General features: G+C 67.9%; 9 protein-coding genes, 1 tRNA gene and 1 other RNA gene. 6 read left to right on the top strand and 5 right to left on the bottom strand.

The genetic code is table 11. The features are described from left to right. Positions 1-660: 660 nt before the first annotated feature. From ACIHEI_RS21730 to ACIHEI_RS21720, 3 genes are all read left to right on the top strand, one after another. A complete protein-coding gene (locus ACIHEI_RS21730; RefSeq protein ID WP_396607745.1) occupies positions 661-1,626 on the top strand; it encodes a hypothetical protein in 966 nt (321 codons plus the stop codon). A 23-nt stretch (positions 1,627-1,649) separates the two neighbouring features. Further along, entirely contained in the window at positions 1,650-2,285 is a 636-nt protein-coding gene (locus ACIHEI_RS21725) for a GNAT family N-acetyltransferase (protein WP_396607744.1), read from the top strand. A gap of 457 nt (positions 2,286-2,742) precedes the next feature. Beyond that, positions 2,743-2,955: a hypothetical protein gene (locus ACIHEI_RS21720; protein ID WP_396607743.1), complete on the top strand. Its 213-nt coding sequence runs from the start codon at positions 2,743-2,745 to the stop codon at positions 2,953-2,955. On the opposite strand, the gene ACIHEI_RS21715 is transcribed toward ACIHEI_RS21720, so the two are convergent. Further along, positions 2,944-3,966 (bottom strand): CU044_5270 family protein, encoded by a 1,023-nt coding sequence (locus tag ACIHEI_RS21715; protein ID WP_396607742.1) that lies wholly within the window; start codon positions 3,964-3,966, stop codon positions 2,944-2,946. The two genes, ACIHEI_RS21720 and ACIHEI_RS21715, sit on opposite strands and share 12 nt — an antisense overlap. Next, positions 3,963-4,595, bottom strand: coding sequence for an RNA polymerase sigma factor (locus ACIHEI_RS21710; protein ID WP_396607741.1), 633 nt, complete (start codon positions 4,593-4,595; stop codon positions 3,963-3,965). Before ACIHEI_RS21710 ends, ACIHEI_RS21715 begins: the two co-directional genes overlap by 4 nt. 564 nt (positions 4,596-5,159) lie before the next feature. Between ACIHEI_RS21710 and ACIHEI_RS21705 the strand changes: the two genes are divergently transcribed. Beyond that, positions 5,160-5,447, top strand: coding sequence for a tyrosine-type recombinase/integrase (locus ACIHEI_RS21705; protein WP_396607750.1), 288 nt, complete (start codon positions 5,160-5,162; stop codon positions 5,445-5,447). A gap of 134 nt (positions 5,448-5,581) precedes the next feature. Here ACIHEI_RS21705 and ACIHEI_RS21700 read toward each other — a convergent pair whose 3' ends face one another. From ACIHEI_RS21700 to ACIHEI_RS21690, 3 genes are all read right to left on the bottom strand, one after another. Beyond that, a complete protein-coding gene (locus ACIHEI_RS21700) occupies positions 5,582-6,970 on the bottom strand; it encodes a hypothetical protein (RefSeq protein ID WP_396607740.1) in 1,389 nt (462 codons plus the stop codon). After that, positions 6,957-10,403 carry an AAA domain-containing protein gene (locus ACIHEI_RS21695; protein ID WP_396607739.1) on the bottom strand — a complete coding sequence of 1,149 codons (3,447 nt, stop codon included), beginning with the start codon at positions 10,401-10,403 and terminating at the stop codon, positions 6,957-6,959. Before ACIHEI_RS21695 ends, ACIHEI_RS21700 begins: the two co-directional genes overlap by 14 nt. A gap of 310 nt (positions 10,404-10,713) precedes the next feature. Then, a tRNA-Ser gene (locus ACIHEI_RS21690) sits at positions 10,714-10,798 on the bottom strand. Between the two features lie 142 nt (positions 10,799-10,940). Here ACIHEI_RS21690 and ffs point away from each other — a divergent pair. Together ffs and ACIHEI_RS21680 are read left to right on the top strand one after the other, a co-directional pair. Further along, positions 10,941-11,031: signal recognition particle sRNA small type (ffs, locus tag ACIHEI_RS21685), an RNA gene on the top strand. Between the two features lie 65 nt (positions 11,032-11,096). Beyond that, a complete protein-coding gene (locus tag ACIHEI_RS21680) occupies positions 11,097-13,232 on the top strand; it encodes a DNA polymerase III subunit gamma and tau (RefSeq protein ID WP_396607738.1) in 2,136 nt (711 codons plus the stop codon). The last annotated feature ends 87 nt before the right edge of the window (positions 13,233-13,319 follow it).

Here is a 13,319-nt window from a genome sequence, read left to right as displayed (position 1 = left end):
CACCCCGCTGAGGGCACGGGCCGTGTGCGAGGCGATCGACCTGGAGATCGCGCCCAACACCGTCAACAACGTCCGACTGAAACTCAAGCGGCTGGCCGGACGCGGAATCCTGGTCGAACCCGAGCCGGGCCTGTTCACCCAGCCACGGCCATAGAAGGCTGACCGGTCCGAGGCCAGCCCGCCTACCCCAAACGAAAGCTCGAAACGGACATCACGTTACTTACCGTCCTCTTAAGGGTCTTGACGCTGGAACGGCACTGGCAGGTCCATGCGACCTTCCGACGCCGCTTCGAGGCCGCCGCAGCCCAGCTCGCCGAGACCGAGGCAGATCCGCGCCTGGCGGGTCTGTCGGTCTCCAAGCGGCAGTTCGAGCGCTGGTACGGGGGCGGGGTGAAGACTCGTCCCTATCCGGATCAGTGCCGAGTACTGGAGGCCATGTTCGACGTCGGCGTCGACCGGCTGCTCGCCCCGGCACCTGCCACTCCGTCTCCGCTCGTCGTCCCGCCGCCACGGGCGGTCCCTGCCCTTCTCTCTTCCGAGCAGGCAGCGACTCTGCCCGCTGGAGGACCGTTCAGCAGCGAGTCCCGCCTCGACGCGGGCACCACGGAATTGGAAAGGCAGGTCGCGATGGCGGCTCGTCGTGCGCTTCGCTTCAGCGCGATGGCGGAAGGAAGCAGTGTCGGCCCGGAGACTCTGGGCCAGATCCAGGACGAGGTACGGCGACTCACCGTCGCGTACCCGAAACTCGCGCTGCCGACCCTGCTCGGCGACCTGGTGGAGGTCCAAGACCTGACCTTCCGGCTCCTGGAGCAGGGTCGGGTCAAGCCGCTGCAGGCTCGCGAGTTGTACCTGCTCGCCGGAATCACCTCCGGCATGCTGGCCAAGGCCAGCCACGACCTCGGCAACCCGAGCGCCGCCATGATGCAGGCCCGCACCGCCTTCGTCTGCGCCGACAACGCCGACCACCACGCCATGCGCGCCTGGGTTCGGTCGCTGCAGTCGCTCATCTCCTACTGGGCCGGCCGCCCGGCCGAAGCTGCCGACTACGCCGACCTCGGGCAGACCGTCACCGGCAACGTCCGCGGCACCACCGGAGTCTGGCTCGCCTGTCTCTCCGCCCGCGCTCACGCTCTCCTCGGCAACGGCGAGGCCACTCGCGCCGCCATCAGCCGGGCCGAGGACGCGCGGGCCGCCGTCGAACCCGACGACCTGGACGGCTTCGGCGGCATCATGACCTTCTCCGTCCCCCGGCAGCTCTACTACGTCGCCGAGGCCACCGTGCACCTCGGCGAGGACCCCGCGCTCGGCGAGACCCAGGCAGAAGCGGCCGTTACCGCGTACCGCACCGCCACCGAGGACGAGTGGGCCTTCGGCGACGAGGCCGGTGCCCAGACCGACCTCGCGCTCGCCCGCATCGCCCGGGGCGAGATCGAAGGTGCGGCCGAGGCGGTCCGCCCCGTGCTCGACCTGCCCATCGAACAGCGGAACTTCGGCATCACCAGCAGCGCCCAGCGCGTCCATGCCGCGCTGCCGTTCGACGCGCACCGGGGCGGTGGCGCGGCGGCCGGCCTGCGGGAGGAGATCGAGGCGTTCACCGCGACGCCGACATCGGTCCTCGTCCGGTGAGCCCGCGGATAGGCTCCGCGGTCATGACCTCAGTCCACCTGACCGGCCCCCGCCTGACGTTGCGCGAGATCGAACCCGGCGACACTGACGACCTCCTGGCCATCTACGGCGACCCCGAGGCCACCCGGCACCTCAGCTTCGAGCCGCGCACCCGGGATCAGGTGCAGGCGATCGTCGACCGCTCGATCGACTCGGCGAAGCACGACCCGAGGACCGAGTACGGCCTCGCCGTCACCCATCACGGCGACCAGCGCCTGATCGGCTACGCGCGGCTGGCGACGGAGCCCCAGCAGGCCGCCACCATCGGCTTCGCCCTCCACTCGGCCGAGTGGGGCAAAGGCCACGGCACCGAGGTCGTCCACCTCTTGTCCGCCCTCGGCTTCAACCTCCTCGGACTGCACCGGATTTGGGCGGCACGATCCCCTCTCAACGAGGCATCCGCCCGGACGCTCCTGCGAGCAGGTATGACCGAGGACGGCCGCATCCGCGACCACGTCTTCGTCAACGGGGCCTGGCGCGACTCGATCACCTACTCGATCCTGGAGCACGAGTGGATGCCCATCGACGGGCTGGAGGCCGGCGAGGTCGTCGAACCTGACACGGCGGCAGCCCAGTTCCCCGACCGCACTTCCGGTAGCGATGGCCCAAGGGATGGGTGAGGCCGTGCTCGCCGAACTGTCTGCGCCACGCCTGGTGGTTCTTGGCATCGCCGAGTTCGCGCGCGGCGGGGTTGCCCGACCCGCCGTCGAGTGACGACGGCAACCCCTGGGTCGACGGATTCTGCTGGCTCTACTGCGGCCAGCAATGGACCAGAGTCCTGTGGATCGGTCCGGCCAGCGTCGCGGGCGCCCAGGCGGCCATGTACGGCTGCAAGCCGTGCATCCGCGAACTTCAGGAACGGGTGTGGCGCTCTATCCTCCTCAACGACGAACCGGCCGGTCCTGCACCGGTGGAAAACGTGCCATCAGCAGCCGCCCCGGCCGCCACCGCCGTACCAGCTGGTCGTTCTCGGGCAGGTGACCCCGCCCCCGGCTGGTCCTGAGACCAAGGCTGTCGGGGCCAGCGCTGCAGCTTGGGTTCTCGGAGTCGTTGCAACACCCCAGCTCAGGGGATGCATTGGACTTCGAGATCCGTAAGGACCTGTCGCGGTGCCCGGTGAAGTTAAGCCGGGAGCGGGCGGCATACTCCCAGTCCATGCAGCAGGGCTACGGCAACAAAGAGGCGTGCCGGATCGTCGGCATCCATCTGCGGACCGGCCGCAAGGGGCTGCATGGCCACAGCGGCAAGCGAAACCGGAAGGCGACACTACCGATCGACTCAAATGTTTGATTCCGTGGTGGGCGTCTGTCCGGGAGTATCTGCGACACCGTGCGCGACGATGGCGATCGAGGTCACCTCGTCGCCCGCCTTGCCCCAGGGGCCGTCCTTCAACAGGATGGTGCGCTCGCCGAGCAGGCGCAGGCTCTGCTTGTCGAAGATCCACTCGTTGCGCTCACCCCCGTGCACGCGGGCCACGGCCACGCCGTGACGCCCGGCCGCGTCGACCGCGTCGTCAACGGTCATCACTCCCGGAATGTGTCCTGCGGCCCGGTACAGGGCCGCGCTGACCTGCGGGGGTGCGGCCGAGGAACGCAGCAGGTCGCCGATGGTCACGAACGCCTCCTGGTCGGGACCGGTCGTGGACGCGCTGCCGGAGCCGTGGTTCAGATCGGCATCGGCGTAGATCTGCTTCAGCAGTGCCTCGGGGGCGGTCGGCAGGCCGGCCAGGAGCTTGTAGGTGGGGGAGTTGAGCGCGCCGCCATTGGGGGCCGGGATCTGCTTGTCGCCTCCGGTCCCGCGCTGGAGGCCGGGCCGCAGGCCGTCCACCGCGATCCACTGCTCCGTGTTCTCGGTGATGATGTCGCGCTGCATCGTTCCACCGCTGCCCTCGCTCAGCGAGACGCTGTGTCCGACCGTCTTGACGTAGCTGTACTGGTCGTCGCGGACCTGCGTCTGGGGTCGGCTGAAGGCGACCTGCGCCACCTGGTCCAGGAGCTGGACGGAGGCCGCAGTGGCCGGCGGTGCCTTTTCTGCGGGCGCGTTGCCGCCCTGCGTGGCGATCACCACGGCGACGCCGGCGACGGCGGCCACCGCAGTCACCAGGGCGAGTCGACGCCGGCGCCCAGGGGCGGGGGTGGAAGGACGGTGGTGCCGATCGATCTCGTTCAACAGGAACTCCTTGCTCGCGCGATGGCGGTCGAGTCCCATGTCCGGGTGGGTCGGGGGCGGCAGCAGGCGCATGAGGTTGCGGCGCTCGCTGTGCTCGTCCGGCGCGTGGCGGTCTCCGGAATCGGTGATCACGGCTGCTTCCTTCCTTGGTGACTCCCCACCGAGAGATGGCTGTCATGGAGGTGGTGTTTGCGGGCGGACCGGGGTTCTGGCCTTGTTTGGACCGATGGCTGTTCCGCGGAGACGATCTTGTGGAGCCTGTCCCGAGCGCGCGAGAGCCGGGAGCGCACGGTGCCGACGGGGACGCCGAGCGCCTGGGCTGCCTCCGCGTAGCCGAGGCCTGACCACACCACGAGCATGAACACCTCGCGCTCGCTGCGGCGCAGCTGACCGAGCGCCCTCACCGCTGCCGCAGCCATGTCGGCGTCGACGATCCGGCCCACAACCTCGTCGGCGAAGTCCGGCAGCGGCTCGCGCGGAGGCAGCCGGGACATGGCCGCTCGGTGTCGACGCGCCGCCCGCGTGGTGTTGCGCAGTACGTTGGTCGCGATCCCCAGCAGCCATGCCCGCGGGTTGAGCACCTCACCGCGCAGCTTCTCGCGCAGCCGCCAGGACTCGAGGAACGTCAGGGACACCACGTCGTCGGCCAGATCCCGGTTCCCCGTCGCTCTGATCGCATGCAGATATACGGCCTTGGCGTACTCGTCGAAGAGCAGGGCGAAGGCGCGCCGGTCACCGGCCGAGCTCTGCTGAGGGGGCAAGAAGGACTCCACACACCTTCCGTGTCCGCAGCAGCGGAGCGGTTCCAGGAACTTTCTTCGACTCAGCAGAACGCGGCCTGCTCGCCCGCTACCTCAACGCCGTCCCCGAATCCCTGGTCGGCAGCCGCACACCGAGCCCGACCTCATCCCGGACGACGTGGTCGACACCTACTTCATGAATCCGCCCTGGCCATGGCCCTGTTCGACTGCGTCGAGACCGCGACCCTCACCCCCGAGGCCGACGGGGTGATGCGCGCCTATCAGAAGGGTCACCGAAGCCCGCCTCGCCAAGAACGGCTCCCTGCGGCCGACTCCGGCCCAAGTACGCGCACGGCTGCGGCGACCGCTGTGGGCGCAAGCCTGGCTTCTGCCCGCAGAAGGTGGCCGTCCGCAGGGAGATGAAGGACACCACGTCCCGCGCCGGCCGCCGCCCGATGCCGCTGCCCGAGCCGTTCGCCGTGATCCTCCGCCACCACAAGGACGAGCAGGACCGTTGAGCGCACCCTCGCCCGCGACCTCTGGGAGGAGAAGGGCTACGTCTTAACCGACGAGACCGGCCAGCCCATCAACCCCAGCGCCGACTACCTCCACTGGAAGCGCCTCCTACGCGAAACCGGCACCCGAGACGGACGTCTCCACGACGCCCGTCACACCGCCTTGACCGTCCTTCTCCTGCTCGGAGTCCCCGAACGGATCGTCATGGCGATCACGGGCTGGTCCTCGGTCTCGATGGCCAAGCGCTACCAGCACGTCACCGACCCGATGCTGCACGACGTCGGCAGGAAGATCGGGGAGGCACTGTGGGGCAAGGCTGGAAGCGTTCTGAAGGAACCGGACGGAGGCACAGCCTGAGCTCGTGTTAGCTCGATCTCTGATGCCAGGGCCCGACGGCATAGTTGCCGGGCCCTGGCATGTCGAGATTTATGGAGCGACAAGGTCTTCTGGTCTTCGAGGATAGAGCCGGATTCAAGGTAAAGTATCTCGGCTCAGGCGCGTTCGGCATCGATCTGGTCGAGATAGCGTTGGTAGTGCTCATCTGCTGACGCGCGGCCGCGGACTAGGGTGCCTTCCTCGCTTCGGAACGTGCGGTTGCGGTCGCCCTTAAAAGACAGCCAATTGAAGCTTGTGGTAATCCACACGTCGTCGAATAGCAGAACCTTGGCATGGGTGCTTTTCAAGCGGCTGAAGTGGAAGTGCTGGGGGTAGCGGTCGGCGAGGTTCGTGAGGCGGCGGATCGCGTCATGGTCGGATTCGGATTCGTCGCTGCTGTAGCCGTAGGCGATGTCTACGGAGACCTTGGCGCGTAGGCGTCCTTCTAGCTTGCTGAGAAAATCGGTAGTGATGATTTTGCGCTTGACCCACGGTGAGATGAGCAGGATGCGGCGCCTAGCGCTGGTCAGGGCCTCGTCCAAGAGGTCGGGATGTTCAAACACACTGATTGCCCGAATCTCGTCTTGGACGGGTTCGGGTTGATGCGGTGCAGCGCTGAGCGGGGTGGCCCGCATGTGTGCTGCGGCATCGGCTCGTTGGCGAGTCACCTCCGCCAGCGGGACTCGAATGCGTTCGAGGTCGGCTGTGAGGGTGGGGCGAGGCGGGGCGGGCTCGACGTTGATACCAAGAGCCTGGGCTCCGCCATGGTTGAGGAGAGCGATCTCATGGGGATGGCTGAGTTCTCCGTCGACGACGACGCCGAGCTGAAGGTCGGTACGGTCCTCGTCGGCGTAGACGAGGACCTTCGCGGGAATGAAGCGCGGTGCTGGGGTCTGAGTGACGCGACGAACCGCGAGGATCTCGCGTTGATCCTCCCGGTCCTTGAGAAGGAGGTTGAGCTCGGCGAGCGAAAGGTCGCCGGGCTGAATCTCGGTGTTCTCGACTGCAGGGAGCAGCAAGAGGTCGTCTTCGGTGGCGCGGCGCTTAGTGATGACGGACTGGCGATCGTAAGGGCGAACCTTGCGCAGCAGCCGGTCCCAGATGAAAGGCATGTCACTGCGCTGCGGGCGGGTAACTGTAAGTTCGTTAGCGGCTCTCTGCCCCTTGCCGGTCAGTCGCAGCGGATATTGGTGGGGCTTGGTGCCGGGCTGTGGTCGGCCGTAGACAAGGTGGTCGTGGGAGAACTGGTCGGAAACAGCCTTGGCGACCATTGATGTTTCTAGTCCAAGGATGCCGCCGATACTTTCCGGCGTACGGATGTTGGCACTGACTAGGCGCAGAACGAACTCGTCGAGCAGAGGCAGTTGCTTCCGCTCCTGGGCTTCGACGGCGACGGTGACCGGAGTCACCGGGAGGGCCGCATCGATGATGGTGATGAGTTCGAGGCCAGGGCGCGCATTGTGGAAGCGGACGGCGAGGAGGCTGTCAGGGCTAAAGGTCGGCATCGGTGATCTCGCAGTCCTCAGGGTGGGCGCGGATATAGTCCAGGACGTCGCGCAGGGCTCCGGGCTTGCTCTGGCAGAACGCGGTGTCGCCGACGACGACCAGGCCATAGCGGGCTCGGGAGAGGGCAACATTGATGCGGCGCCAGTAGGGCTCGCCGAGGAACCCGAAGTCGGCGCGATCATTGCTACGCGTGACGGAGAAGAAGGCCAAGTCGCATTCGCGGCCCTGGACGGCGTCGACGGATAGCACCTCGACGACCAGGTGTGACAGGCGGAGTGAGGCGAGGCGACGGCTTAGTTCCTCGACCTGCCTGCTGTACGGGGCGATGACGAGGACATCGAGCTTGCCACCCTGCCCGGGTTTGATCAGGCGTGTCTCGACGGCGCGGTCGACGGCCTGCAGGCGGCGTGCAACCAGTTGAGCCTCAGCGCGGTTCAGGACACTGCGCTCGGTGTCGGTGCGCTCGGCTTCGCGGCGCTGCCTGCCGAGCCGTGAAGTATCAATCCAATGGATCGGCTTGTAGAGCTGGTCGTAGCCGGGGAGCTTGCTGGTGCCAGGGGACCGCAACTGCTCCTTATAGAAGCATGTGGAGATCATGTTGCCGATCGCCGGCGTCATCCGATACTGCTCGCGCAACAAATGCTTGACCGGGTGCTGGGTGCGGTTGATGAGGTACTGGAACAAGGTGGTCTCCACCAGCTCAGGGAAGAGCTGGTAGTCCTCCATGAGCTTGCGCTCGCGCAGCAGGTCCTCGTCCAGCGGAGGCAACTGACGGGTGTCCCCAACCATGATCCACTGGCGGGCGCGGGCGAGAGGTACCAATGCTTCGGTTGCTGTGGCCTTGGATGCCTCGTCGAAGATGCATAGGTCGAAGTCGAGGTCGCGCACGGCCTGGTGACCGAGGAAACCCAGCGCGGTTCCGCCGACAACGTTGCGCGTCCGCAAGAAGGAACCGACCAGGGCCTGGTCGGTTTCGATGCGCTGCAGCCACTCGCCTTGCAGCCGCAATACGTCCACCAGGCCGACGGCGATCGAGTCGTCGCCCAGCAGTGCGGCCACGACCATGCGGAAATCGGCGGCCGGCATGTCCTCCTTGAGGGTGAGGTCCCCCTCAAGTTCCCGCTGGACCTGGGTGAACAACTCGCTGCGCTGCTCGAGGAGGTCGTCAAGGCGGGCGCGGGCAGACACGATCTCTTCGGCGAGCTCTCGCGAGGAGGTAGTGCGGTCGTCGACGGGTTGCCCTGCCAGCTCGGTAATGCGTCGCTCTACGTGCGCAATGTCGGAGGCGACGGCCGCGAGCCCTTCCAGCGTCAGTGCCGCCTTGAGGTGGCGGCCCTGGAGGTTGTTGTGGCTGGCAAGCTGCTCCAGATATGCCTCGGCCTTTGCGCGGACTTGGCGCGACCAACGCTTGATCTGTTTGTCGAGCAGGAGATGCTGAGTGTCGGGTGCGACCCTCGGATCATCTGGGCGGCCGAGTCTGACCACATCGGTGCGCCCCGATGCCGCGATGCGGTTGAGGGCGTTGTCGATGGCGATATGGGTCTGACTGACGATAAGAATGCGTGCCTTCGGCGTACGACGCAAAGTCTGTTCGACGATCTCCGCGATTACGGTGGTCTTGCCAGTACCCGGCGGCCCCTCGATTAGCAGCAGATCTTGCGAGCCCAACGCGCGGCGGACAACGTCGCGCTTGCTGGCGTCTAGATCGCCACGGAACCAGTCTTCGATATCTGTCGGGGTGCCGACACGGAGGCTATCCGGATCGTCGATCACTTGGCGGAGCGAACGGTTAACACTCTGCCCCGCAGCAACAGTGGTGAGCGCATCGCGCTGGCGGGCTAGCGCGGTCTGGGTGGGGCCGAGGTAGGGCAGCAGCACACCGCGATCCGGTATTCGCCGGGCGAGGCGCGGGAACGTCATGATCAGCTGTTCGCCGGAAGCCCCGGTGATCTGGCCTCGCTCCAGTGGCCTGCCTTGCGCGTAGTCGGCAGCACTCCACTCTTCCCCCAGCAGGGCCAGCGGGTCCTCCACCGCCTTGGCAAGGTGGAAGATCCTCGTGCGACCATCGCCGCTGACTCTGGTGTATTCAAGGGTCTGCCGGCCGCCAGCCGCGAGTTCCTCACGGGCATCTAGCAGCCGCCCCCATGCGTCGAACAGGTCGCCGAGGTTGCGGACCTGTTCCTGCTCCTTCACCGCGGTGCGGGCGGCATCGTGATCGTCGAGCATACCGAGCAAGGCATGCAGACCGTCATAGGCGGCAGCTTCGCCCGGGTCTCGGAAGTCGAAGGTGAGCAGTGACCCCACTGACACGGCCTTCCTCCGCCACTTAGCCAGCCACTCCTCCGGTTTGCGTTGGACCTGAACGACGGCGGACCGGTCGTTCTCTCGGTCATCGGCTTTCAAACGCAGCAGCAACGTGCGGCCAGCGAGGCGGATCGTCTCCCGATCCGTCTCGTTAGTTTGCGGGTTGAAGCCGTAGTCGGCGTGCACAGTGCCGCCGAAGTCGTCCATCAAGGCGGCTTCGGCGCGTTGCCAGTCGAGTTCCCCTCCACGCGGTACTTCCAGGATGGTCTCGGCAGCAGCCTTGGTGAGCTTCAGCCACAAGAAGTTGTGGCGCCTAGCCCAGCGAGCTTGGCGGACCTCGTCGGCCTCTCGAAGCCGCTGCTCCAAAACGGAGGCGTTCGGTGGGCGGTTGGCCGGGTCGAAGTCGATGCAGTCCGCCAGGATGGCGTGGATCTCGGGCGGCAACTCCAGGTCTTCCAGAACCCGGGCCAGGTCCGGGTAATCGTGTGCCTTGCCCGCTGACATGACCTGGATGGCCAGGACGCCATAGCCGAACACGTCACGGACGTACGGAATGGTGTCGGACTGTTCGGGCGGGGAGTACAGGTTGGAACGGAAGCCGGCGACCGTCTCCTCCGCTGACGCTTCGAGCGCGACTTTCGAGCGGATCTTGGCGATGCCGAAATCAGCGAGTTTGACCGTGCCGTCCGCGCTGAGCAGTACGTTCCCGGGTTTCAGGTCCCGGTGCTCGATCTCACGTGTGTGGGCAAAGGCCAGCGCCGATGCGAGCGGCGCGCCGATCTGCTCGAAGAACTTAGGCCAGGACGTCGGACGTCCGTGAGCCATCTCGTCCTTGAGGTTCCGCTCGATCCACTCCAGCGCGATGTAGTACCGGCCAAGGCCCGCGTCCCATCCCGAGGCGAGCATCTCGACGATGTGGGGGTGCCGCAGCTCCTGCAGAGCGCCGGTCTCACGCGCCAGGAACAGCTCGATGATCTCGTCGTTTTCTTGCGGAAGCAGCAGTTTTACCGCGGAGGCTGCACCGTCGGGGCTGTGTGTGTCGATGGCCTTGCGGACCTCGGACAGTCCGCCCTTGCGTGGGTCGACCGGCAGGAGCATGAACCGGTCGTTGATCATCTCATTGGCCACGCACAGCTCCTCATCCCGAGCGTCCCTCACGCTGCGAAACAGTGTGGCAGGGCACACAGGAGTCGAACTGGCTTTCTTGGAATTGTGGGCCGTGCCCTTCCACGCGTCATGGGGAGGAAGTGGTAACAGGGGTCGTCGGCTCTGCGGGACTGAGACTTGGTGGGGACGCTCGGAGTGGCGAGCCCTACGGTCTCCTGGTGAGTTTGCCCCAGGCCCAAAACCCCGACTGAGACCAAAACTGAGACCACGCAACGACGAGGGCCCCGATCGCTGAGCGGTCGGGGCCCTCGTTTGCCCTGGCGGGCGGAGGCGGAGGATACGAGATTCGAACTCGTGAGGGGTTGCCCCCAACACGCTTTCCAAGCGTGCGCCCTAGGCCTCTAGGCGAATCCTCCGTGGGAGAGCTTAGTACATGTTGAGGGGTGGTTGCGACCACGCTCTCGCAGGTGGGTGGAGGGGGTGGCCTGCGGATCGGAGATCGGGGAGGAGGTTGGGGTGGGTGGGGGGAATGGGGCCGGGATCCGCTACTCTTGGGGCAGCCCCTCGTGTGGCGTCATCTCTCTGAACCCCCCCAGGGCCGGAAGGCAGCAAGGGTAGGAGGGCTCTGGCGGGTGCGCGAGGGGTCCTTGCGTTTCCGGGGCCGGTGGTGGTGGGGAGCCACGTTTGTCCGTTGGTCCCGATATCGTCGGTGGCGTGTCCCTAGCCCTGTACCGCCGCTACCGCCCCGAGACCTTCGCGGAGGTCATCGGGCAGGAGCACGTGACCGTCCCGCTCCAGCAGGCCCTGCGTAACAACCGGGTCAACCACGCGTACCTGTTCAGCGGGCCGCGCGGGTGTGGAAAGACGACCAGTGCCCGCATCCTGGCCCGCTGCCTGAACTGTGAGCAGGGGCCGACCCCGGAGCCGTGCGGGGAGTGCCAGTCGTGTCGCGACCTCGCGACCGGCGGGCCGGGTTCGATCGATGTGATCGAGATCGACGCCGCGTCGCACGGTGGTGTGGACGACGCGCGTGAGCTGCGGGAGCGGGCGTTCTTCGCGCCGGTGCACAGCCGCTACAAGATTTTCATCCTGGACGAGGCGCACATGGTGACCTCGGCCGGCTTCAACGCGCTGCTGAAGGTGGTGGAGGAGCCGCCGGAGCACCTGAAGTTCATCTTCGCCACCACCGAGCCGGAGAAGGTGATCGGGACGATCCGGTCCCGGACCCACCACTACCCGTTCCGGCTGGTGCCCCCCGGCACGCTGCGCGACTACCTGGCGCAGGTGTGCGGTCGCGAGGGCATCCAGGTCGAGGACTCGGTGTTCCCGCTGGTGGTGAGGGCCGGCGCCGGGTCGGTGCGTGACTCGATGTCGGTGATGGACCAGCTGCTGGCGGGTGCCGGCGAGGCCGGTGTGACGTACCAGATGGCCACCTCGCTGCTGGGGTACACCGATTCCTCGCTGCTGGACGAGGTGGTGGACGCGTTCGCGGCGCAGGACGGCGCGACGGTGTTCCAGGTGGTCGACCGGGTGGTCGAGGGCGGGCACGACCCGCGCCGGTTCGTCACGGACCTGCTGGAGCGGCTGCGCGACCTGGTGATCCTGGCCACGGTGCCGGACGCGGGCGAGAAGGGCCTGATCGACGCCCCGGCCGACCGGGTCGCGGTGATGCAGGCGCAGGCCGACCGTTTCGGCCGGGCCGAGCTGAGCCGCGCCGCGGACCTGGTCAACACCGGCCTGACGGAGATGCGCGGCAACGCCGCTCCCCGCCTGCAGCTGGAGCTGATCTGCGCCCGGGTGATGCTGCCCGGCGCGTACGGGGACGAGCTGTCGACGCAGGCCCGGCTGGACAAGCTGGAGCGCCGGGCCGCCACGGGCGGGTTCGCCGCGCCGATGGCGTTCCAGCCCGCGCCGGTGGAGGCGCCCGTGCAGCCACAGGCCCCGGCCGCCCAGCCGCAGGCCCCCGCACCCGTGCCCGCACCCGCACCCGCTCCGGCGCCCGCTCCGGCGGGCCCGGCCCCGGGCGCGTGGCCGATCGCACGCAGCTTCCCCCCGGCCGACCAGACCCCGCCGCCGCCCGCCCCGCCCGCCACGGCGGCCCCGCAGGCCCCGGCCCCTGCCCCGCAGCAGTACGCCCCGCAGCCGCACGCCCCGCAGCCGCAGGCTCAGGCCGCGCCCACTGCCCAGCCCTCGGTGGCGGCGCAGCAGGGCGCGGGCCAGATCCGGCAGATGTGGCCGCAGATCCTGGAGGCGGTGAAGAACCGCCGCCGGTTCACCTGGATCCTGCTCAGCCAGAACGGCCAGGTGGCGGGCTTCGACGGCAGCACCCTGCAGGTGTCGTTCGTGAACGCGGGCGCCCGGGACAGCTTCGTCGGCAGCCACAGCGACGAGGTGCTGAAGCAGGCGCTGACGGACGCGCTGGGCGTGGACTGGCGGGTGGAGTGCATCGTCGACCCGTCGGGTGGCACGTCCTCGCCGTCCGGCCAGTCGGCCGCCTCGTACGCGCCCCCGGCCGCCCCGATGGCCCCGGCTCCGGCCGCGCCGGCGGGCGGTGCCTGGGGTGGCACGCAGGCGCGCGCCCCGCAGCCGTCCGCGCCCGCGCCCGTCGCGCCGCCGGTGCAGCAGGCTCCGCAGGCCCCGGCCCCGCAGCCGTCCGCGCCCGTCGCGCCGCCGGTGCAGCAGGCGCCGGCCGCCCCGCCGGTGCAGGCGCCCCCCGCGGTGGCGCCGGAGGACGACATCCCGGAGGAGGACGATCCGGACCTGAACGAGGACGTGTTCTCCGCGCAGGACCTGATCGTCCGGGAGCTGGGGGCGACGGTGCTGGAGGAGATCCACCACCGTCCGGGCTGAGTCGTCGCAGGCAGCACGGGGCTTCCGGAACTGACGTGGGGCCGACGGGCGGCCGCGTAGGCTCGGGGGCAGGTGTCGACGCGGGTG

Origin of the sequence: Kitasatospora sp. NPDC051984 (assembly GCF_044593455.1) — a bacterium.
In the GTDB taxonomy this organism is placed as follows: domain Bacteria; phylum Actinomycetota; class Actinomycetes; order Streptomycetales; family Streptomycetaceae; genus Kitasatospora.
The sequence above is the reverse complement of the archived record's forward strand: the minus strand, read 5'-3'. Positions and strand labels throughout refer to the sequence as shown.